This window comes from Blautia massiliensis (ex Durand et al. 2017), from assembly GCF_051861785.1.
Lineage (GTDB): Bacteria > Bacillota > Clostridia > Lachnospirales > Lachnospiraceae > Blautia_A > Blautia_A luti_A.
In genome coordinates, this window is the sequence record NZ_CP146725.1 from 846289 (window position 1) to 868776 (window position 22488).

17 protein-coding genes are annotated in these 22488 nt (G+C 43.5%); 4 read left to right on the top strand and 13 right to left on the bottom strand.

Translation table 11 applies throughout. The features are described 5' to 3' along the window. Positions 1-17: 17 nt before the first annotated feature. Complete coding sequence (locus V9W66_RS04115; RefSeq protein WP_144092361.1) at positions 18-791, bottom strand: class I SAM-dependent DNA methyltransferase; 774 nt, start codon at positions 789-791, stop codon at positions 18-20. A 176-nt stretch (positions 792-967) separates the two neighbouring features. Further along, on the bottom strand, positions 968-2098 hold the full coding sequence (locus tag V9W66_RS04120) for a hypothetical protein (RefSeq protein WP_243121573.1): 1131 nt from the start codon (positions 2096-2098) through the stop codon (positions 968-970). Positions 2099-2527: 429 nt separating this feature from the next. Here V9W66_RS04120 and V9W66_RS04125 point away from each other — a divergent pair, with 429 nt between their 5' ends. Both V9W66_RS04125 and V9W66_RS04130 read left to right on the top strand, forming a co-directional pair. After that, on the top strand, positions 2528-3091 hold the full coding sequence (locus V9W66_RS04125; RefSeq protein ID WP_144092359.1) for an ECF transporter S component: 564 nt from the start codon (positions 2528-2530) through the stop codon (positions 3089-3091). Positions 3092-3139: 48 nt separating this feature from the next. After that, complete coding sequence (locus tag V9W66_RS04130) at positions 3140-4270, top strand: pyridoxal-phosphate-dependent aminotransferase family protein (RefSeq protein ID WP_144092357.1); 1131 nt, start codon at positions 3140-3142, stop codon at positions 4268-4270. A gap of 90 nt (positions 4271-4360) precedes the next feature. Here the strand turns inward: V9W66_RS04130 and V9W66_RS04135 are convergent, their stop codons facing one another. From V9W66_RS04135 to V9W66_RS04150, 4 genes are all read right to left on the bottom strand, one after another. Next, positions 4361-5182: a carbohydrate ABC transporter permease gene (locus V9W66_RS04135; RefSeq protein ID WP_144092355.1), complete on the bottom strand. Its 822-nt coding sequence runs from the start codon at positions 5180-5182 to the stop codon at positions 4361-4363. Then, positions 5182-6063: a carbohydrate ABC transporter permease gene (locus V9W66_RS04140; RefSeq protein ID WP_243121572.1), complete on the bottom strand. Its 882-nt coding sequence runs from the start codon at positions 6061-6063 to the stop codon at positions 5182-5184. Before V9W66_RS04140 ends, V9W66_RS04135 begins: the two co-directional genes overlap by 1 nt. Positions 6064-6148: 85 nt before the next feature. Next, positions 6149-7474: an ABC transporter substrate-binding protein gene (locus V9W66_RS04145; RefSeq protein ID WP_144092353.1), complete on the bottom strand. Its 1326-nt coding sequence runs from the start codon at positions 7472-7474 to the stop codon at positions 6149-6151. 154 nt (positions 7475-7628) lie between these two features. Further along, complete coding sequence (locus V9W66_RS04150) at positions 7629-10118, bottom strand: glycosyl hydrolase family 95 catalytic domain-containing protein (protein WP_144092351.1); 2490 nt, start codon at positions 10116-10118, stop codon at positions 7629-7631. 266 nt (positions 10119-10384) lie between these two features. On the opposite strand from V9W66_RS04150, the gene V9W66_RS04155 reads away from it, so the two are divergent. Continuing rightward, positions 10385-12187 (top strand): sensor histidine kinase, encoded by a 1803-nt coding sequence (locus V9W66_RS04155; protein WP_186289968.1) that lies wholly within the window; start codon positions 10385-10387, stop codon positions 12185-12187. Between the two features lie 4 nt (positions 12188-12191). Next, complete coding sequence (locus V9W66_RS04160; protein WP_144092347.1) at positions 12192-12959, top strand: response regulator transcription factor; 768 nt, start codon at positions 12192-12194, stop codon at positions 12957-12959. Between the two features lie 99 nt (positions 12960-13058). On the opposite strand, the gene V9W66_RS04165 is transcribed toward V9W66_RS04160, so the two are convergent. From V9W66_RS04165 to V9W66_RS04195, 7 genes are all read right to left on the bottom strand, one after another. Beyond that, a complete protein-coding gene (locus V9W66_RS04165; RefSeq protein WP_144100299.1) occupies positions 13059-15161 on the bottom strand; it encodes a HelD family protein in 2103 nt (700 codons plus the stop codon). A 5-nt stretch (positions 15162-15166) separates the two neighbouring features. Then, positions 15167-15487: a putative heavy metal-binding protein gene (locus tag V9W66_RS04170; protein WP_119239040.1), complete on the bottom strand. Its 321-nt coding sequence runs from the start codon at positions 15485-15487 to the stop codon at positions 15167-15169. 157 nt (positions 15488-15644) lie between these two features. Beyond that, entirely contained in the window at positions 15645-18014 is a 2370-nt protein-coding gene (locus tag V9W66_RS04175; protein WP_144092343.1) for a glycoside hydrolase family 31 protein, read from the bottom strand. A gap of 172 nt (positions 18015-18186) precedes the next feature. Continuing rightward, positions 18187-19056 carry an AraC family transcriptional regulator gene (locus tag V9W66_RS04180; protein WP_144092340.1) on the bottom strand — a complete coding sequence of 290 codons (870 nt, stop codon included), beginning with the start codon at positions 19054-19056 and terminating at the stop codon, positions 18187-18189. A gap of 104 nt (positions 19057-19160) precedes the next feature. Then, a complete protein-coding gene (locus tag V9W66_RS04185) occupies positions 19161-19454 on the bottom strand; it encodes a hypothetical protein (protein ID WP_110103239.1) in 294 nt (97 codons plus the stop codon). 124 nt (positions 19455-19578) lie between these two features. Next, on the bottom strand, positions 19579-20730 hold the full coding sequence (locus tag V9W66_RS04190; protein WP_144092338.1) for an aminotransferase class V-fold PLP-dependent enzyme: 1152 nt from the start codon (positions 20728-20730) through the stop codon (positions 19579-19581). A 4-nt stretch (positions 20731-20734) separates the two neighbouring features. Beyond that, complete coding sequence (locus tag V9W66_RS04195) at positions 20735-22102, bottom strand: hypothetical protein (protein ID WP_092068733.1); 1368 nt, start codon at positions 22100-22102, stop codon at positions 20735-20737. Between the last annotated feature and the right edge of the window lie 386 nt (positions 22103-22488).

Sequence of the window (22488 nt, forward strand, 5' to 3'; positions counted from 1 at the left end):
ATAAAAAATTTCCTCCTTTATTTCTTGTCTGACGGAATTTCCTTTCCATGTTCTCTGGCCACAAAAGTCAGTCTTCCGCTGTCCGGCTTCGGTACCTCCCTGGTGTATGCGTCATAAACCGCCAGCGGGATCAGGCCTGCCTTTTCAAGAAGTTCCCTTACTTTCTCCGGATCATAGGCCTTCTGGTAATGAATTTCCTCGTCTCTCTCATAAAGACCATCTTCTCTCGGAAGAAACAGAGTCAGATCATACACATTGATCCCGGTCTCCTCATCAAATTCATTTTCCCAAATAAAGCTTCCCTCTTCCCGATTCTCTGCAATAGTCGTATTTCCAAGCATTTCCCGGTATTTATACGGGGTGTTCATATCAAATATGAAAATTCCATCCGGATCAAGATAATTGTTCACCAGTTTAAATACAGTAAGCAGATCCTTCTCCTCTGTGATGTAATTCATACAGTCACAGACGCTGACAACAGCACGTACCGTTCCATAAAGTTCAAACTCCCGCATATCCTGTTCCAGATAAAGGATCTCATGACCGGATTCTGCACGTTTTTCCATGGCTTCGCCAAGCATTTCCTCAGAGTTATCCACACCGATCATATCATAACCGGACTCAGCCAGAAGCTCTGTCATCACTCCGGTCCCACAGCCAAGTTCCAGCACGATCCCGTCTTCAATTCCGTATTCTTTAAGACTTCCTATAAGATATTCCGCCCATTTTTCATATTCCACATTGTCCATGAAAATGTCATAAACTCTGGCAAAATCACTGTATGCTTCCATAAAAACCTCCAAATATTTTCCGGGCGTTCCATCGCCCGCAGCGTTCACATTATACCATGTCTTCCTGTATAAGTATACGCCTCTGACATAATATGACACAAAAAATCCGGGACCGCAGCCACAAAAGCTGTGATCCCGGAATTCTTATCTAACCGAATCTCCTGCTGCTCCAGGCTTTACTGTACAGGCATATAGTATACGTCTGCAGCCTCACCGTGCCAGTAGAAGCTTGTTCCATCCTCTTCATATACATCACAGTCATACTGAGAAGAGAAGGTGAAACGGTTTCCTTCGTTATCCATCCATGCACCGTTTCCGTCCGGAACGATAACACGTGGTTTACCATCGGAGTTTCTGTAAATAGTTCTTGTCTCATCTGTGTTGCCAAGCTGCTCATCTGTAAATCCGCCATTTACGATAGCACCGGAGGAGCTGCTGTCAGTGGATGCAGTTCCATCGGAAGAACCGTCAGATGTACTGCTTCCGTCTGTAGATGTTCCGTCAGATGCTGCACTTCCGTCTGTAGATGTGCTTCCGTCGGCAGCTGTAGTTCCATCTGCTGCTCCGGCAGAAGAGGCTGCGGCATTACCATCTGCAGATGCACTTCCGTCAGAGGAAGCTGCGGCATTACCTTTACCGGCAGTCTTGGCTGCGGAACCATTTGCCGCACTCTTCAGAGTGGAATCACCAAGGATCGCAAAGCTGTCGACAGACTCCTGAACCTTTTTCAGAGCATCCTCTTTTTTAACAGATGCCACAATGCTGTAATACTCGCTGTCATTTACAAAGTATTTATTGATAGCATATACATAACCGTCACTCTTGGTCGTATCCTTATATTTCACAGTATAGGAATAAATGTTGATTCCGTCTTTCTGATCTGCCTTGTAATCCTGGATCTCAAAATCGGTTCCATTTACCATGTTCTCTGCCTGTGTCATGGAAACTGCCATATCCTGGGAGTTCGGGATCACTGCGGATTCCAGATCTGCGCCGGATCCGTGAAGGATCAGGATCCTGCCCTGGTCCGGAGACTCGAAGCTTACCATATCTGTCTCGTCGGACTTGTTGGTCCAGGTTGCATCCGGAAGCTTGATCGCTACGGATTTATCCTTGGATGTATAGGTTGTATTCTGTGCGTCTGCTGCAACAGTCGGTGTAACCTTCGCTTTTTTCGCCGGTGTCGGAGTAGGAGTAGACTCCACAACCACGCTGTCCTCTTTTCCTCTTCCGAAACTACATGCCGTCATGACACCAGAAAGAGCAACAGTCATAGCTAAAAGTGCAATAAATTTTTTATTCTTCATAGTATCCTCCTCATAATCATCATCAGTCACAAAGTGTGTCCGGAATATTCACTTCTGAACACACTCTTTGCTATAGTTTACGATTTTATTACAGCTTTGTCAATTGATTTCTCCCTATACTTTATGAATATCCTGCTCCGTACAGGATTTTTCTAACATTATAATCTTCCCGGATATATCTATCTTATTCTCTTCTTCTGCTGATCCTGTATTTCCCGTTTTACGCCTTCATTACGAAAGCTCTGTTTATTCCCCCATCAAGTAATCCTCCTGTTTTAATGACAAATATCCCAATTGAATCTGTCCCTTCTTTTTTTTCTATAATTGTGTCTTTATTCATGCACACTCATGTTGTAAAGTATACCCAACCAAAAATATATGAAAAGAGGACATCCATACATCGATGTTTTCAGGAAAGGATCTATCACTATGGAAAAAGCAGTTCAGACATCTCAGAGAACTGACCAGGAGCTTTCATCTGTTCAGTTTCTCACCATTACAGCCGCATTTATTGCACTGACTTATATCTTCACCGCATTTATTAATGTTAAGCTTCCGATCGCAGCCAACGGCGGACTGATCCACCTTGGAAATGTGCCGTTATTCATCGGTGCCATTTTATTTGGAAAGAAAACCGGAGCCATTGCCGGTGGGATCGGAATGGGTCTCTTTGACCTTCTCTCCGGATGGACCCTGTGGGCACCATTTACTCTGATTATTGTAGGGATCATGGGCTTCACAGTAGGTAAGCTCACAGAGGATCCCCGGCACCAGAACATGAAATGGTATGTGATCGCCATTGTCGCAGCCTGCGTGATCAAGGTTGCAGGATACTACCTTGCAGAGGTTATCATCTATGGAAATCCACTGGCACCGGTATCTTCCATCCCGGGAAACCTGGTCCAGATCGGTGTTGCAGCTGTCATCGTTCTCGTAGTGATCACACCATTAAACCTTGCAGCAAGAAAAACCGGATTAAAAAAACAGCTGTAACAGCTGCCGTAATTTGCGGAAATAATATAAAGATCAAGAGGTGAGCTTATGTATAAGATCATGACACCGGGACCTACACAGGTCGCAGAAAACGTCCGTCTGGCAAGAAGCATGGAATGCACAAATCCGGATCTGGACGAAGATTTTGTCGAATTTTATAAAGAAACCTGCGAGAAGATCAGCACTCTTCTCCATACCTCCAACGAAACCCTCATCTTAAGCGGTGAGGGTATCCTTGGACTGGAGGCTGCCATTGCTTCCATGACTGAGCCCGGAGATAAGGTTCTTGTTCTGGACAATGGTATCTACGGAAAAGGCTTTGCCGATTTTGTTTCCATGTACGGAGGCAGACCGGAGCTTTATACCAGAGATTATCAGAACACTCTCGATGTAAAGGAACTGGAAGCCTTCCTTGCGGATAACCATGACTACAAATACGCAACCGTAGTCCACGGCGATACTCCAAGTGGCATGCTTAACGATGTAGCTGCCATCTGCCCGCTTCTTAAAAAATACGGGATCCTTACCGTTGTAGATTCTGTCTCCGCTTCCTTCGGCGAGCCCCTGAACATTGATGCATGCCAGATCGATATCATGTGCGGCGGATCGCAGAAGGTGGTATCTGCACCTCCGGGACTTACCTTTGTTGTAGTCAGCAGCGATGCAAAAAAGGCAATGACTGAAAGAAAGACACCTATTGCTTCTTTCTATGCAAATCTCACAACCTTCGCACATTATTATGAAGAAAAATGGTTTCCATATACCATGCCGATCAGCGATATCTATGGCCTGCGGACTGCTATCGACAACATTGCCGATGATCCGGAAATCCTTACACGCCATGCAAAAATCGCTGAAGCCTCCCGAAAAGCCATTACAGGCGCAGGCCTGAAACTTTACCTGCACAGCGGATATTCCAGTACAGTTACTGTTTTTGAAGTACCGGAGGGCACAACAGCCGAAGCGATCCTTGAGGGAGTAAAAAAAGACTACAACATTATGCTGGCAGGCTCCTTCGATGTCCTGGCTGGCAAAGTGATCCGCATCGGACATATGGGAAACAACGCTGCATTCTATAATGTAAGAGAAGTTTTTGCAGCCCTGGACGGAACTTTACGCAGGCTTGGCGTTCCGCTTAAGGCTTCCATGGAGGATATCTTCTGCAAAAACATGCAGTAATTTCTGAGAGCTCTATAGTAAAAAGCACTGTAAGATGAATTCAACTTTTCATCTCGCAGTGCTTTTTTATAATTCCTATAATATTTTTCTTTATTCTTTTACCGCACCGGATGTCATACCACCTACAATGTATTTCTGGCCGATCATGTAAACAAGGATAACAGGGATACAGGTAAGTACGATATCAGCAAAAATGTAGTTCCAGTAACTCTTGTTCTTTCCGAAAAACTGATATACAGCCATTGTCATCGGGAATAGTTTACTCTTACTTGACAGATACAGAGGTGTAAGGAAATCACTCCATACTCCCATAAACTGAAGAATAAAACATGTCACCATAGTTGGCTTCAAAAGAGGCATGATAACCTTGAAAAACAGACTTAACGGACCTGCTCCATCAATAACGGCAGCCTCATCCAGCTCAACAGGAACTGAAATCACGAAATTTCGAATCGTAAATATACAAAATGGAATCATCGCGCTGGTGAACACCATAATAATACCGGCTCTTGTATCATTCAGGTGAAGTGTACTGAGTACACGTACCAGAGTTACATAGTTGACCGGGAAAAACAGTCCGCAGAGCACAAAATAGTACAGAAATACATTTAACTTTGTTCTCTTACGGCACATAACAAATGCAGCCATTGCACAAAGTACAACGCCAAGTGTTGTAGCGATCAGCGCATAAGAAAAGCTGTTCAGAAATCCCTGGATCAGACTTCCTTTTTCAATAACCTCAGAGTAGTTGGAAAATACCCACTCTGTAGGGAGTGCCAGACTCATTCTGGCTGCCTCTGCTTTTGTCTTAAAAGAGTTGATCAATACCATATAAAATGGAAGCACGACACATAAACAAAGCAGGATACATACAACATGTTTTAATATATTCTGAATTCTTTTTTTTGCCATTACTGCTGTACCTCCTGTTTACTTAATGTCTTAACAATAAATACACCTATGATTGCTGTAATTACAAGAAGAATAGTATTCAATGCTGAAGACATTCCATACTGTCCTCTGGAATAAAGCTGGAATGCATAAGTTGTAAGAACCTCTGTTGCATGTCCAGGGCCGCCGTTTGTAAGTACATAAACAATATCGAATACTTTCAGACCATATGTAACACCAAATACAAGGTTGATCATGATAGCACCACTCAGCATCGGAAGTGTCACATAACGAAGTCTCTGCCAGAAGTTTGCACCATCGATCTGTGCAGCCTCATAGTAAGATTTCGGAATCGTATTCAGACCTGCAAGAAAGATAGTCATAACATAACCAATACCTCGCCATGCATCTACGCCATAGATAGATTTCCATACAATAGCCAGATCAGACAGCCATTTCTGTTTGAAAATTCCAAGATGGAAAGCATCAAGAAGTGTGTTTAAAAGCCCGTTGTTATAATTCAGGATGGACTTAAATACAAGACCAATGATTACAAAAGGCAGAATAGACGGCAAATACAGCAATGTTCTGTAAACCCCTTTGCCTTTAAGTCCCTCCTGAAGCATAATCGCGATCAGAAGAGCCGGAATCAGCTTAACGATGTTTGAAATAATAGTAAACTTCAATGTATTGCCAATACCACTCAGATAATTCTTATCAGATGTAAAAATTTCCGCAAAATTCTGCAGTCCCACAAAATGAGTACCATTAAGAACACTTCTGGAGTTCCAGTCTGTAAAGGAGTAACCAACACCCATTACACTGGGAAGCAGGAAAAAAATGATATATAATGCCAGTGGCAGTATCAGAAACCACTGTGGATAGATTCTCTTCTTATTCACAGAAAGCACCTCCTGTTTTTAAGTTAAAACAGAGCCGGCAAATACCGGCTCTGCCTTCAAGTCAACTAGTTTTAAGTTCTGTTATTTATTTCCAGTTTTCATCACCTACAGTTTTTGCTGCCTCAGCACGGTTGGTATCCATGTTCTTGAGAACATCGTTCGCTTCCATCTCACCCTGGCAGAACGCAACCATATCCTGTCCAAACTGCATCCAGTAGTCGTTTGTATATTTTGTACCAGTCTGAAGTGTTACAACAGTCTTCTTGTCATCCGGAACTGTCTTGAGGAATTCCTGCTCCTCCGGCAGCCAGTGCTGCTCAAGCTTGTCATCGTTTACATCAAGGTTTGTGTATGCAGGAGAGTTATCAAGGATTTCCTGAAGGCTCTCTGTTGTTGTAACGAAGTTGAAGAATTCTTTTACAAGATCCTCATGCTCTGTTCCCTTGTAACCGAACATTGTCGGGCCTGAGTTGCTGCTTGGATACCAGGTGTTATCACCAAGTGGCTCAAGGAACATTCCAAACTCATCAGATGTGCCTGTATCTTCCTGAATCTGTTTGATAAAGCTGGAGTTTGCAAGTGCCATCGCACAGTTTCTGTCACCAAACTCATTGGAAATATTTGTACTGTCTGTTCCGATCCAGTCCTCACCGAAATATCCGGCATCAGAAAGTTCTTTGAACTGATTCAGAACTTCAAGCATTTTCTCATTGTCTGCAAATGTTGCTTTGTTTTCATTTAATGCGTCATAAAGACCAGGTGTTGCTTCTTCATAAACGCCACCAATCTGGAAGAATGCCAGCTGATGCTGCCATCCATCTGCACCAGGCATGAACCAAGGTGTGATTCCTGCATCCTGGATCTTACCGCAGAGTTCTTTCAGCTCATCATATGTTGTCGGTACTTCCCATCCGTTCTCTTCAAACAGTGTCTTGTTGTAAACCATTACATACTCCGGAGATGCGTTCCAGATCTGAAGTCCGTACAGTTTGTCATTGTATACGCAGGACTCTTTTCTTGTCTCCGGCATAACATTCTCCCAGGAAGCTCCTGTAAAGTCGATGCAGTATTTCTCAGGATCAACGATAGTAGACTCGATTGCAAACGGATTGGACTGGATCCAGAAGATGTCTGCACAGGAATCTGTAGCAAGCTTGGACTGAAGAAGATCTGAATACTGGTCAGCAGGAATTGTCTGAAGGTCTACGGTAACATCGTAGGTATCCTCAAAACGTTTAATTGTCTCATCGTAACGGTTATCCATCCATCCTGCTGAAACCAGGATGCTGAGCTCCTCACCTGCGAAATCGCTCTTTTCATCCGCTGCAGATACGTTCACTGCAAGTCCTGTCGTCATGGAAGCGATCATTGCTGCTGCACAGGCTACTGCCAGAAATCTCTTTCTTTTCATTATTGTTTCCTCCTTTTTGTTTGAACTTTAATTAATCGTTCGTTCCCTCATTTGATGATAACATTTTATCATCTGCTTTTTTCAAAAGCTATGGATATTCTCGCCTTGCATTTGTACTTTTTTCACATTTCATTATACTATTTTCATATTTATTTTATTGAACCTTACCCTCTTCCGTCAGGATAGCTTTTTCCTCCTTGTGCAAATTGATGCTGATCACTTTTCCACTGCATATTTCATCGTCTCTTCCAAATTCATATACTATCTTTACCGGTTTTCCTGGCCATGGATTTTCAATTTTACAGATATGGCCTTTATGGCTCAGTACTGTCACCTGTTCTATAACACCATTTTTCAAGCCGGCATCCACTTCAAATCCTCCCCATGCACGAAATCCTCTGAAATAAGCATTTGGATGATTTTTTCTTGGCCATACCGGGAAGATACGTATAATCCCTTCGTAACTCTGCATCATCATTTCCTGGATTGCATCCGTGACCGTATTCAGCTGCTCGATTCCATGTGGATTTTCTTTCAGAAATCCATTTGGAAGTCCTCTTTGAAGAATCATATCTTTCATTTCATTCCAGATAATATCAGGATCATACCCAACCCTCACTGCTGCTGTAAAAAACAGGCAGCTGAGATTAGAAGCATTAAATGCGCCCGCTTTATAAAAATGCTGATTTTTTTCAGGAACTGTACCTGTTTTTCTGCATTCTTTTTCATATTCATATTTTCCCAGGGCATTTTCTGCCATAGCATGGATATGGACAGTATTTCGAGCCACTTCAAGTTCTTCCGGAATGCTTCCAAGACCTATTGCACTGCCGGGATAAATCTGCATGATATTTCCCGGAAAATGAAATGACCATTTTCCTCCAATCCCCTCATCATAAAAAATTTCTTTATCCAGAAGTTCTTCCGGAAGCAGTTCTTCCAGTTTCACATCTACTTCTTTCCACAAAGTAGGATTATTCTGGATATCCCGAACTGTTCCCTTAGGATAAGGTGCCAGATTTTCCGATATTGTTCTCCATTTATCTCGTTTTTCCGCATCCAGATTCAGTGCTTCACTTATTCTTGGCATCCAGGAAAAAAATGTTTTCAGGTATCCCAGAGTATTTACCGGATCTTCCGGCTCTCCGTTTTCACGTATATTTTCCTCTGTACGTTCATGCATTCCATCCCCTGTCACATGATAAACACCATCTCTCAGAACAAGATCTTTTTCCCAGAAATCAGCAACTCCCCGAAGAAACGGATATACTTTTTCAGCATAATCCTCATCCTCCGTAATTCCATATCGAAAGATCATATTTAATGCACCATGAAGTGCCGGCGATTTCATATGTAAGATCAGAGCCTCGCTTACCATTCCATGTGGCCCCAGTCCCAGAGGATAATACAGCCCGTCATGCTTAAGAAGCCTTTTGCACATTTCATCTGATATTTCCATAAGCTTCAGATATGGTGCATCATGAGGATCAGACTGTGCAAAATGCCCGGAAACCATCAGATTCAGATATGGTGACTGATGATTGTAATTTATTTTATAATTTCCGTTCCAGGCCGGACGGTCAAATGTACTTATACCCAGAATATTCGGAGGATATTCCGGATCTCTCGACAGACTTGCAAGCATGTACTTTGACAGATAATATCTTTGCTCAATTATCGGATCATCCAGGGAAATTTCGGAAACACTCCAGAATTTTTTCCACCAGGCCAGATGTCTTTCACGGAGATCTTTGATATTTTCCCCGTTTATCCACCTTGCTCTGGAAAAAGCATATTCATACGGTCTGCTGCATTTTGCCCATGAACGCACTGGCAGGACAAAAATGGCTTTTTCTCCTTTTTTCAGCTTTTTACAGGTATTTCTGTCACGCATATCTATTTTATCAGGATTTTGTTCTTTCAGGAAACATCCCGCAAATCCGGCCTTAACAGGCATATCCACATAATCTGAAAACTGCCTGTATCCGCTAACGATTCCTCCGCCGATCTTCTTCACCTGAAGCGGTTTTCCGGTTACAAGTCCCACAAACATCCCATTCTGAATGTTATCCGATTCTCCATATCCCCATATATCTGCCGCGGTCTCACAGCCTTTTCCCAATTCATCAGGAAAATAAAAATCATACTCTATTTCCAGATCTTTTTCTGTTTCAAATTCTATTACGAGAATATTTTCAACTGCTGCAGCCCAGCTTTTCATGAAACATCGTTTTCCTTTTTTATCTGTCAGTGTCGTTACTGTTGTCGCTGTAGAAAACTGCTGCTCTGTATGCCACTGAGCTCCTTCCATTTCAGGAATATCAAATACCATTCTTCCTATTGGTCTGGGACTTCCTCCCCCTACTGCCGGATCACATTTTGCCACACTGTTGTCATGAAAAAATTCCCAGTTTGCCGCACTTTCCATTTGCCAGAAATCATTGGTGGAAAACCATAACTGCGGATATCTCGCATTTCCCGCCACTGCTGCCAGCAAGTCACCATTTCCCAGTATCGGTGCATCGATTTTTGTCCCTGCATTCTGCCAGATTTTCCATCTTCCACCTCCTGAAACATCCACATTACCATCCGGCACTGCCACGGGTGGTGTCAAAAAAACTGACTTATTCCTCTCTATCGTCATACTTATTATCACCTTTCTGCTGATTATTCTCATATTTTCATAACATTTTGGTAGTCTATCATCTGCCCTCTGTTATGTCTATAGATATTTCGTCCCTGTATTTGTATTTTTTTTATATTATTCTTCCGCTGTACGTATTCTATATATGAATTTTTATTTAATATCTCAAATTTCTCCTGTCATGATTTGTACTTTTATTACAAATATGCTATACTTTTGCCTGATATTTTATGCGATCTTTTAAAGGCAGCGGAAAGGAGCTTTTTATGAAAACACACAGTCTGCAATCAAAACTGTTCAGTGCCTATCTCGGTATGGCCTGCCTGATCCTTTTTTCTTTTGCTGTATTTTTTTATATATTTACATCCAATCAACTAAAAGAAAGTCAGCTCAGTGCCATGACTACACTAAATTCCACCTTTCAGACACAGACTGATTCCGCAATCCGGAATCTGGATACTGTTTCTGTAAATATTAATTACAGCAGCATATCAAAAACTATTCTGAATCAGACATTTGATCTTAATATATCCGATAAAATGCTTTCTGACATGTCCAATCTTTTTATCTCTTTAAGTGGAACAGAATTAAAGGCTGATCAGGTGAATTTATACGATTTTTCCGGATATGTACTTCAATCCGGTCTTTCCACCATGGTAAAAAAAACCGATGCTTCACAGAACGAATGGATTGAAACAGCTAAAAACTCTCACGGAAAAAAAGTAGTCACCGCACCTTACAGTACCTGTGTTTATACAAAATCAAACCGTTATCCCCAGTGGTTCATCTCCCTCTACCGTTCCTTCACCAACCAGTACGGCCGTGGTGTAGGTGTGATCGAGACAGCGAAACAATGTAAATCCATCTTCAAAAGCATTATCTCCTATGAGAAAAAAAATCGCGGAAATGCTGCCAGTGTATACGTTTTCAATGAGTCCGGCGATCTTATCTATCCTTATGATATCACCGAGGACAAGGCAGATAATATTTCCAGATACTACAGTCTTACAGACTCTGATCAGGATATTATCACTGTACAGAGTCCCATCACAGATCAGAAGGAATACGTCTCCAGACTGAATTCCGCATATACAGGCTACACTTATCTGACTATCCAGCCGGAATCTGTGATCCTTGCCCCTGCATACAAAATGCTGAAGATCCTTCTGGCTGTTGTTGCTGCTTTTCTTGCCGCAGCAGTAATCGTTTCCTACAGGCTTTCCCGCTCTGTAGTAAAACCGGTGAAACACCTGAAGCACATTATCCAGCGTATGGAACTGGACACTCTCGGCCAGGAAAAAGTCACTTCCTATCCGGTTTCCGTCAATGAACTGGAAGAACTGTATCAGGCATTCCAGCTGATGAGCGATAACCTGAAAGATTCCATGACTCAGCTTAACGAAGCCAAGGATCAGGAAATGAAAGCACGCAGCATGGCTTTGCAGAGTCAGATTAATCCTCATTTTTATTACAACTCTCTTTCCAGCATTATGGTGCTTGCAGAAAACGGAGATACGGATACCGTGGAAAAAATGTGCCGCAATCTTTCCAGGATCATGCGTTATATTACCAATACTGCTGAAACAACTGTAACACTCCGCGAAGAGCTTGATTATGTCCAGAAATATCTCTACTGCATGAAGGTCCGCTACCAGTCCAGTCTGAATTATTCCATTGATGTGGATGAATCTCTTCTGGATCAGCCGGTTCCGAAGCTGATCATCCAGCCTATTGTGGAAAACGCCATCAAATATGGTTCTGACTGCGAACCACCATGGACTATCACCATCAGCAGTACAATAAACCAAAACAGCTGGCAGATCGATGTCACAGACACAGGACCGGGATTCACTGAAAAAGCCAAGAAAAAAATAAATTCAGATATCATGAATGTCATTCGAAATCCCGGCATGCCTGCTTTGAAGATCAACGGTCTTGGCACTGTCAATGTATTTCTCCGCTGGAAACTCTTCTGCAAAGATGATATCATTTTCAGGTATGGAAATACGGCGGACGGCCACGGAATTGTTTCTATTGGACGGTATTTTCAGACATATGCGGAGGAATAATACTATGAACTATACTGTTATTGTGGCAGAAGATGAAGAACTTCTTCTGAATAATCTGGTACATAAGATTGAAAAAGCAGATCCTGATTTTCAGGTGATCGGCACAGCACAGACAGGTGCACAGGCCCTCTCGCTGGTGGAACAGATGAGCCCGGATGTGGTATTTACGGATATCAGGATGCCCGTCATGGACGGAATCGCCCTGCTCACCAGGATCCGTGATCAGTTTCCCTTTACGAAATTTGTGATCACCAGCGGATTTTCTGATTTTGAATACGCAAAAAAAGCCATCACGCTGAAGGTTTCTGATTACCTTCTGAAGCCTGTAGATCCGGACGAACTCCAAAATGTTCTCTTTAAGATCAAACAGGAACTTCAGATCAAACGTGATGACTACGAAACCGTATTCGCCCCAGGTGCTTCCTGCATGTCACCGGGACAGATTGCAGAGCTTCTCAAGAACTTCATGGTACAGAATTATGCAGAGGATATCAACCTGAACCTGATTGCAGGAACCATGAACTACAGTCCCAGCTACCTGACCAAAATCTTCTGTCAGGTCTATGACTGCACCCCTACCAAATATCTGATCAATCTCCGGATGAGCCATGCACAGAAGCTGCTGATCCATGAGCCTTCCCTTTCTGTAAAACAGATCGGTGAAATGTGCGGCTATCACGATCAGGGATATTTCAGCAGGATCTTTAAGAAACATACAGGAAAAAGCCCTCTGGAATATAAAGATGAGGGAGAGATCCAGCAGATCAGTTAATAAATTTTTCCAGGTATATATAAACAAAAAAGTCATTTCATGAAGTCCGGTTATGCTCTGTTCCCAAAGCATCCGGCTTCTGAAATGACTTTTTATATTTTATTTCACAACTTCATACATATACAATTCATGAAGAGCTCTCGTCGCCGCAATATATCTCGCCCGCTCCACGATCGGACTTCGGTCTTGCCCAGGAAATACAGAAAATACCTGATCAAACTCCAGACCCTTTGCCATGTAGAATGTTGTGACAGTCAGGCCTTTTTGGAAGTTTGTGCTGTCTCTGTGAAGAAGGGACAGACGCTCCTTGGTATCAAAGCCTTCTGCTTCCAGCTTCTCCTTCAGAATGTAGTAAGTTTCCCTTGCTTCATCTGCAGTTCTTGCGATCACTGCTGCTGTTTCATATGAAATAATATCTTCAACACCTTCATCTGCATTCTCAGCTATGACTGCCTGCTTCTCAAGCCGCAGCTCTCTCACTACGCTCTCCAGTGCCTCCTCAAGCCCCGGAAATTCTTTTTCCACAACAGGTTTTCCATGACGTTCAAAAAGCTCCACTTCCGTAATTCCCGCCAGTTTATTGGCATAAGACGCAATCTCAACAGTATTACGGTAGCTCTTGTCCATCACGATCCTGCGTATATCTTTTCCAAAGATCTTAGGCAGAAATGTCAGCACATCCTGTTGCTCGCCGTCCATAGTCTGTTCTCTGTCCCCAAGAATAGTCATCCTGCATTTAAAGAGTCTCTGAATGATCAGATACTGGATCATGGAATAATCCTGCATCTCATCCACGATCAGATGGCGCACACCGGAATCCTCCTGCTGGGTTTCCAGCCGGTATTTCAGATACAAAACCGGATACACATCCTCATAGCGCAGCTTTCTTTTTTCATACTGAACCTGCGGAAGAGAAGGAAAACCTTCCTGTTTCAGGAAACGGTTGTACAGCACATAGAGATCTCTTGTCTCATACATCCGGTAGAAACGGCTCTTCACAGCCTCCCTTTCCTCATCCGGAAGATCGAATCCCTTAAGAGTCTCCACCTCATCAATGAAATATTCTGCTACTGCATCCATTCTGGAAAGCAGCGGGATATCCATGAATTTAAAGTAAAAAAGCTCTATGATCTCCTGCTCTTTTTTGACCACGCCTCTGTGTTCCACATCACGGAAGTTCATAAGGCTGTCCTCAAGCTCCACCAGATATCCTTCCATACGATCCAGAAAATCCCGTGACAGTTTCTCTTTCAGAAGCTTCTCATCGCATAATCCTGCAATCTGACGCTCGATCAGATCATATCTGTCTTCACAGTCAGAAACAACTTTTTTCAGTCTCTTGTATGCAAAAAGGTCAAAGCTCATCTCCCGGATATTCTCCTCGCCAAGCTCCGGCAGGATATGGGAAATATAATCCGAGAACACCCCATTTGGTGAAAGCACCAGCACAGAAGAAGAGTTCAGATTTTTCCTGTCATGATACAGGAGATAGGCGATCCTGTGCAGGGCAATGGAAGTCTTTCCGCTTCCTGCTGCTCCCTGGATCACCATGATACGATCCGAAGTGTTTCGGATGATCGCATTCTGCTCCTTCTGGATCGTACGGATAATATTCTTCAGCTGTACATCACCATTGCTTCCAAGCTCTGCCTTCAGGATCTCATCGTCAATCTTCACATCACTCTCAAACTCATAGATCATTTTTCCACCGCGGATCTTGTACTGCCACTTGGCAGCAATATCCCCGTGGATCTCGCCAAGCGGAGCCTGGTAGGAAGCCGGTCCCTTGTCAAAATCATAGAACAGTCCGGACACAGGTGCTCTCCAGTCATAGATCAGCGGAGGTCCGCCGTTCTCCTCAGCCAGGTTCGCAATTCCGATATAAAATATCTCCGGCTCATCTTCTCCTTCATAGCAGAAATCCACCCTTCCGAAAAAAGGTGAATCCACCATCTTCCTGAATCTCCGACGCAGTTCGATTTTCTCATTGCTGGCATTGATCTCATGGAGAAGTGCCTGCTGGTTATCAAAATTTTCATATCCATACTGGTCCATCTCTGTATAGTTTTCCCAGTAGTATTCGTGCATACCTTCGATTTCTTTCTGCCCGACCTCTATGGATTCATCCAGCTGTGCGATCCTGTGTTTCAATGTCTCTGTCACATGTAAAAGGTATTCACGTCCGTTTTTTACCGCTGCCATAAGCCTTAATCCACCACTACAGCAGTTCCGCTTGCTGTTACCATCAGCATTCCATTATCTGCACCAAGCACTTCGTAGTCAATATCCACACCAATCACTGCATTAGCTCCCATTGCACCTGCACGCTGCTCCAGCTCTGCCAGGGCTTCTTTTCTGGCTTTCTGAAGTTCTTCCTCATAACCGGCGCTTCTGCCGCCAAAGAAATTCCGAAGACCTGCTCCAAGATCTTTCATGAAATTTACTCCTGTGATCACTTCTCCGAATGCGATTCCTTTATATTCACGGATTGCTCTTCCCTCTACAGATGGCGTTGTTGTTATGATCATGGTAAAATCCTCCCGTTTCTGTTGTTTTTTCTCAGGCATAAAAATGCCTTATTACAGAATTATACCCGAAAGCCGTCACGATGTATAGAGTAAAAAAAGGCTGCCCAAAGAGATGCCAGGCACCTTTTCAGACAGTCTTTCCTTATTATCGATTATTTTATTTTACAACTTCAGTCACGTAGGAAACTTCTTCCATTCCCGGATAACTTCCCTGACGCCCGCCAACAGTCAGAGTTCCTGTTTTATCATCCCAGGTAAGCTCTGTTGTTGCATAAGCACCGTTTTCAAAATTGTAGTTATTTCCCTCATCCTCATAAATAGTGAACTTGCAGTCTTCACCTGGATATACCATAAGTTTCACCGGCTCCTCAGGTTTCTGGGAAGCATATACAAGTCCCTCTGCAACAGGAAGGATACTTCCTGCTTTTATAAAGATCGGCATCCGGTCGATCGGAGCATCTACGGTTACGTACTGGCCGCCTTCATACTCCTTGTTTGTCCAGTAATCGTACCATTTCGTACCTGCCGGGAGATAGCATTTCCATGTTTTCTCTCTATGGAGCTCAGTACTCTCCGGTCCGTAATACATCGGCTCTGTAACAGCACAGATCAGAAGGGACGGTCCGAACATAAACTCATTCTCAACCTTGCGTGCTTCTTTATCCTCCGGGAAGTCAAAGAGAAGGCTTCTCATAATCGTATAATCATTAAAATGTACAGCACCTGCAAGGGAATAAATATACGGCATCAGATGATAACGGAGCTTGATAAACTTCTCGATGGCATCATAGAACATGGTTCCTTTTTCACCGAAGTTCCAGATTTCTCTTGGTGTATCAGTTCCATGGGAACGGAACATCGGAAGGAAGGTTCCCATCTCCAGCCATCTTGTATACAGCTCACAGTATCCTTTATCCTTCACGCCTTCGTTATATTTGCCCTGCCAGAACCATTTCGGCTCCGGATCTGTGTTGCAGCCGCATCCACGGTTCTGCCACTTATCAGCAACTGTAAAGAAAGCGCCGATATCCAGTGTCCAGTATGGATATCCGCTGAGTCCCATATTCAGGCCTTCCACGATCTGTGTCTTAAGATTATCCCAGGATGCACAGGTATCGCCTGACCACAGCATTGCAGAATATTTCTGGCCGGAAGCATAGCCGGAACGTGTCAGGTTAAGAACTCGTTTCTCTTCTGTAGTTTTTCTCTGATTCTCATAAATTCCCTTTGCATGCATCAGTGCAAAAGCATTGGCAACAGCAGGATCCAGATATTTCTTGTGCTCACCGCCGACAAGCTCATATCTTTCCCATGGCTCTCTCTTTGCTGCACCACTCCAGTCAGGACCGGAAAACGGTTCTGTGGAATCGCACCACCAGGAATCAAAACCCTGGTCAAAAAGTCCTTCCTGTGCCTGTTTCCAGTACATTTCTCTCGCTTCTTCATTAAAAGCATCATAAGTCGCATAATCATAAAGAAGATGACCAGTCTTAAAAAACTCTGTATGGTTCTTGCCGCCTGCATTCATATTCGGCCATACGGAAACCATGGTATGGGCATTCAGTTTGTGGATTTCCTCCGCACATTCTTTCATATCTCCGTAACGCTTCTGATCCAGGATCTTCTCGCCCCAGTTTCCAGGATTCCAGGTATTCCAGTCCTGTACCACACAGTCAAGCGGAACCCCGATCTCACGGTAGTGGCGAACGATCTCAAGAAGCTCTTTTGCCGTGTAATACTGCTCTTTGGACTGTACATAGCCATAAGCCCATTTCGGCAGCATCTGCGCCTTGCCTGTAAGATAACGGTAATCATGGATGATCTCATCCATAGTATGACCGCCCATAAAATAATAATCGATCTGATCTACAGTATCCAGAAACAGATAGGAATCTTTCAGATCATCATTAAAAGTCATAAGTGAACAGCAGTCAACAAGAATTCCATATCCTTCTGTGGAAACCAGAACAGGCATCGGGATACGCATGTTATGCTGATATAAGTACTGGCAGTGACCTCTGTAATTGTAAATACCTTCCTCTGCCTGGCCAAGCCCATGGATTTCCTCATCCTCTTTCCATGTGAAGAACAGTTTTCCACGATATGCTGTTCTTACTTTCTCAGATTTCAGATTCTGGATAAAATTTCTCTCACCGTCAACTGTCTTTACACGGTTGATGATCGGCTCCTCATCGCCTGTATTATAGTGGATCACATCTGTTTCAGTCAGTTCCGGTTTCTTCTGGGAAAGCCACTTGCTTCCGTCTGCATGCTTCCAGATGATATCACCGGATGCAGTGTTGATCTCTGCACAGACTTTCGCAGTTTTCACAATGATATTTCCTGCATTTTCCTCTGCTGAAAAATCAACCTCCGGGTATTCTTTTTTCTCAATGATCAGAGAATCCTGTGACTCTTTGATCTCTTTTCCGGAAACAATTACACGGATGATCTCCTCTGTCACCGGAACCACCCGGTATGTCAGCTTTCCTGCTTCAAACTGTACATAGCTATCTGTTTTAACCATAATTTCCCTTCTCCTTATCTGTCCGGTAAATCAGACATTAATATTCCGTTTCTGATATCGGAGCCTTTCTAATAAAAAAGCTCCGATATCAGGACAAAATTTCTTACTTTTATCCTAACATCGAAGCCTGATTTCCGTCTATGACTTATCCGCTCATGAATTTTAACTATTTTTACTGTTTCTTCTGCTTCTCATCTTTCGGCGGTTTCCCCACGTGTTTTTTGTAAAGTCTGTAAAAATTGGAAATATTATTAAATCCGCATTCCATGGCGATTTCCGTAACATTTTTATCTGTTTCCCGAAGAAGCTCACGCGCATGGTTGATCCTCATCCTTGTGACATAATCGCTGAAACTGATATTTGTCACCTTACGGAAATAAGAAGAAAAATAGTTGGAACTCATATATACGGAAAAAGCAACTTCTTCCAGAGTGATCTTCTCACAGTAATGATCATCTATGTAATTAAAAGCCTGCTCAAGACGCTTCATTGCATTTTTCTTCTCACGGAGCATTTCCCCGGACTTGCTCTCATCCTGATAAGCCCGGATCAGCATGGTAAGGATACGAAGTACATTCGCCTTGATCATCAGCGGATAGCCTTCTTTTTTCTGCTGCCATTCGTGATAGATCTCCCGGATACTGGAACGGATCTCTCCGCTTACCTCTTCTTCCCTGCCGATACGGTTCTTAAAATTACTTCCTCTCTCAACAAAAGGCTTCAGATATTCCGTATCAAAAATACTCAGCTTTTCGGCCACGAATTCCGGTGAAAAAATCATCACAAGAAGCTTCATGTCTCCACCGATCAGCTTCCATCCATGAGGCTCCACATTATTGAAGATGATAATATCATCTTCTTCCATTGTATATTCCTGCCCGTTTACAAAATAATTTCCCTTGCCCCCCAACACACAGGTGATCTCGAAATAGCTGTGCCAGTGATAACTTCCAGGCCGACTGTTCTCCGGTGTCAGTTCCACCTCTGAAATCTGAAAAGGAAATTCTTTGTCAAGGGGTATGTTGTCTCTCTCTAATCGCAAATTCTGCCTCCTGTAAACGCAGACACTGTCATCGCATCAGCTGTTTCCGGCAGGACCGGCAGCCTTTCCAGTGTCTTCTTACGCTCACAATATTATAGCAGATATTATTTTTCCATGCAATCTGTGATAGTTCGTTCTAACTCTTCCAGCTGATCTTCGTGCTTCCCATGGACAGCAATGCGGAAATAATCATTACCCTGAATTCCTTTTATCATATAGTAATCGCTGTCAATCTTAAAAAACGGCTGTTTCAGCATATCAAGATATGTGAATCCCCCCAATGGTCTCAGCTTCAGAATGAATTCCCGCTCTACCGGTTCATCCAGAAGATAATCCCAGGCAAACCAGCCGGATTCTGCACATTTTTCCCTGGAAGGCTGTTTTCCTATTATTTTCATAATCGTGTATTCCCCTTTCCTTTACAGGCAGATTTCCCGTGGATCTGCTGTCTGCCCTATATGACTGATTCCTATGATCGTTCTTCGTAATACATCCGTATAAATTTGCTCTGTAACTTGCCTGCTAAATATTCCGTACCACAGATGCTGCTATTTCCTTCGCAGCTCCTAAAAATTCCTTTATATCCTTCTCCTCCGTAAACCACGAAACACTTACTCTCACAGTTCCGCCCTCTTCTGTTCCCATTGCCTTATGGATCAATGGCGAACAGTGAAGCCCTGAACGGACAATGATCCCATATCCGCTTTCCAGAATATACGCGGCATCCGAAGCTTTCAGTCCCTGAAAATTCAGGCTCATCACAGGTCCTCTGCATACGTCATGGTTTCCGTAGATCCTTACACCCTCTATCTGTTCCAGACCACAATAAAGCATTTCCATCAGACGAGCTTCTTTTTCCATAATTGCCGCAAGTCCTGTCTGCTCAATAAACTCCGCCCCAGCCAGAAGTCCTGTGATTCCCGGCATGTTCTGAGTTCCTACTTCATACTCATAGTCTTTGTTCTCGTAGGTAAGCTGTGCGCTGTTTCTTCCGGTTCCTCCATATTTCAGTGGCTTCAGCTCAATTCCGCTCCTGACATAAAATCCGCCGGTTCCCTGAATTCCCATCAGGCTTTTGTGGCCTGTAAAAATAAGCGCATCTGCTTCCCATTTATCTGCATCAACAGGGATACAACCAGCACTCTGCGACACATCCACGATCAGGATCAGCCCATGTCTCTTTACAAATTCCCGGATCATCTCCATATCCTGCACACAGCCTGTCACGTTGGAACAGTGGTTCAGGATCAGCACACGGCTGTCCGGTCGTACTGCTGTTTCCAGGGCTTCTTTCGTCACTATCCCGTTTATCGTACACTTCACTACCAGCACCGGATGCTCTCTCAGCTGTTCCAGATTATATACCGGACGTAGCACACTGTTATGCTCTGTCTGCGTTACCAGGATGCTACTGCCTTTTTCACCGTAGTCCAGCCCCCCAAGGACTGTATTCATGCTTTCTGTTGCCCCTGATGTAAAAAATATTCGCTCTGTTTCCCTGATTCCAAGGAGCTGTCCCAGTTTTTCCCGGCAAAGTACTTCCACATCTTTTTTCATGATCGATCTGCCGCCCCGGAACTGCGAAGCAGGCGTGCCGCTAAGACACGCCTGCACAGCTTCCGAAACAGCAGGGGGCTTCGGCCAGGAAGTTGCCCCGTTGTTCAGATATATCATCCAATCATCCTTCCAGAATATTGAAGTTCATAATTTTTGCAATCTTCTTGATCATCTTTGTGTAATCACCGAAGATCAGCACCTGATGATGTCCGAATCCTGCAAGATTGTGCATGAATTCTCTTGCATCGTCCATCTGGATGTAGTAGAACGGACTGCAGTATGTATCTGCATATTCAGAACGGATAACCTTGCCTTTCTTGATGCACATGGTATCGCCTGCCGGATTGAAACGTCCAAGTGTGATATAATCATCATCGTTCTCTGTGAAGTCAACCTGCAGTTTTCCACCGAATCCCTGGCCTGTGAATGCCCAGAGTTTGTATGCCAGCGGTTTTGTTCCATAACCGTTCATCTGAAGAGCCGGTACTGCATGGTGGATGCGGAGAAGCTCGTCTGTCTCGTGGTTCGGGTTACCCATGAATGCCGGACGTTTTCCGGCATACTGCATGATCAGCATGGCCATCAGTGCATTAAGATCTTCCTCACATCCGCTTGGAATTCCCTCGTCTTTCATGATGGAATGGCACATACATGGTGTGAATTTACGGTTCTGCGGGATTTCTGTTGTACAGAGCTCATGACATGCGGTTGAGAAAGCGTTGCAGTCATAAATATCCATCATCTTTTTGGCAGCCAGATAATATTTCACGTCATTGATAAACCAGTCTGTGTTTACCTGTGTATCGGTAGATCCTGCAATGATCTTATCTGCAATCGGTTTTGCTTCCTCATCTGTGATCTCATCCATATATTTGAAAATGGATGTAAATGGAAGCTTCACCACTTCAACTCCGTAACGCTGACGAAGGATCTCCGGATCACGGATCAGACTCTGGATTCCGAATGTAGGCTGAGATCCTGCTGTCAGTACAAGCGCCCTTGTATTGCGAACTGCTTTTCTTACCCAGAGAATATGCATGATCTCATTCACATCCTGAAGATCCATACATACATATGCCTCTACTCCGATGGAACGGCAGTATGCTGCAAAATCAATTCCTTCGTTTCCGTTCTGCCAGATAACGACCGGCTTTCCGAAACGCTCAAGCTTAGGAATTCTCCATCCCATGCAGAGGAAGCAATCGATCTCATCAACATCCTCTCCGATTTTTGCAAAAAGGTCTTTATCTACAACAAAAGACTCATTATAGCGGACATCCACAGGCTCCGTGAATTCTACCTCATCAATAACCCCTTGTAATCCCTTAACTGAATTTTTGAATGCCTCATCAGCTGCTTTTGTCTCAGCTTCAACAGTCATATCCTCTTTATGTCCGGCACGACATGGTCCCTCCCAGAAATGTGTATGTGTCAGACAGCCAACCAGCGGTTTTACTACAAGTTTCATATCCATTGCTTTCTGTTTCATAATAAAAATACCTCTCTTCTCTTTAACATTCCGCATTTTCCGCATTATATAGTTTGTAGTTTTTCCACACACTCGATATATCCTATTATACTGTATGAATCATGGAATTCCTCTTTATTCTTCCGAACAGACTGTACTTTCTTACGATTTTTGTGCTATTTTTATATAATTTATATTATTATTCCTATCATTTTTATATGAATCACACAATATTTATTCACCACATTAACCTGAAAAAAATCCGCAAAAAAAGCACCGGAAACGTGGCCGATCCGTTTTTCGGATGGAAGTACATTTCCGGTGCTGTAATCCTGCCCAATACTCAGGTTATCTTATGCCTGAGCCTCTTTCAGCAAAGCAGACATTCGGAATCCGCTTCGCTACTT

What these genes read in the sequence shown, in the direction of transcription:
- V9W66_RS04115 (WP_144092361.1), bottom strand. Translation starts at nt 791, where the DNA reads ATGGAAGCATACAGTGATTTTGCCAGAGTTTATGACATTTTCATGGAC.
- V9W66_RS04120 (WP_243121573.1), bottom strand. Translation starts at nt 2,098, where the DNA reads ATGAAGAATAAAAAATTTATTGCACTTTTAGCTATGACTGTTGCTCTT.
- V9W66_RS04125 (WP_144092359.1), top strand. Translation starts at nt 2,528, where the DNA reads ATGGAAAAAGCAGTTCAGACATCTCAGAGAACTGACCAGGAGCTTTCA.
- V9W66_RS04130 (WP_144092357.1), top strand. Translation starts at nt 3,140, where the DNA reads ATGTATAAGATCATGACACCGGGACCTACACAGGTCGCAGAAAACGTC.
- V9W66_RS04135 (WP_144092355.1), bottom strand. Translation starts at nt 5,182, where the DNA reads ATGGCAAAAAAAAGAATTCAGAATATATTAAAACATGTTGTATGTATC.
- V9W66_RS04145 (WP_144092353.1), bottom strand. Translation starts at nt 7,474, where the DNA reads ATGAAAAGAAAGAGATTTCTGGCAGTAGCCTGTGCAGCAGCAATGATC.
- V9W66_RS04150 (WP_144092351.1), bottom strand. Translation starts at nt 10,118, where the DNA reads ATGACGATAGAGAGGAATAAGTCAGTTTTTTTGACACCACCCGTGGCA.
- V9W66_RS04155 (WP_186289968.1), top strand. Translation starts at nt 10,385, where the DNA reads ATGAAAACACACAGTCTGCAATCAAAACTGTTCAGTGCCTATCTCGGT.
- V9W66_RS04160 (WP_144092347.1), top strand. Translation starts at nt 12,192, where the DNA reads ATGAACTATACTGTTATTGTGGCAGAAGATGAAGAACTTCTTCTGAAT.
- V9W66_RS04165 (WP_144100299.1), bottom strand. Translation starts at nt 15,161, where the DNA reads ATGGCAGCGGTAAAAAACGGACGTGAATACCTTTTACATGTGACAGAG.
- V9W66_RS04170 (WP_119239040.1), bottom strand. Translation starts at nt 15,487, where the DNA reads ATGATCATAACAACAACGCCATCTGTAGAGGGAAGAGCAATCCGTGAA.
- V9W66_RS04175 (WP_144092343.1), bottom strand. Translation starts at nt 18,014, where the DNA reads ATGGTTAAAACAGATAGCTATGTACAGTTTGAAGCAGGAAAGCTGACA.
- V9W66_RS04185 (WP_110103239.1), bottom strand. Translation starts at nt 19,454, where the DNA reads ATGAAAATAATAGGAAAACAGCCTTCCAGGGAAAAATGTGCAGAATCC.
- V9W66_RS04190 (WP_144092338.1), bottom strand. Translation starts at nt 20,730, where the DNA reads ATGATATATCTGAACAACGGGGCAACTTCCTGGCCGAAGCCCCCTGCT.
- V9W66_RS04195 (WP_092068733.1), bottom strand. Translation starts at nt 22,102, where the DNA reads ATGAAACAGAAAGCAATGGATATGAAACTTGTAGTAAAACCGCTGGTT.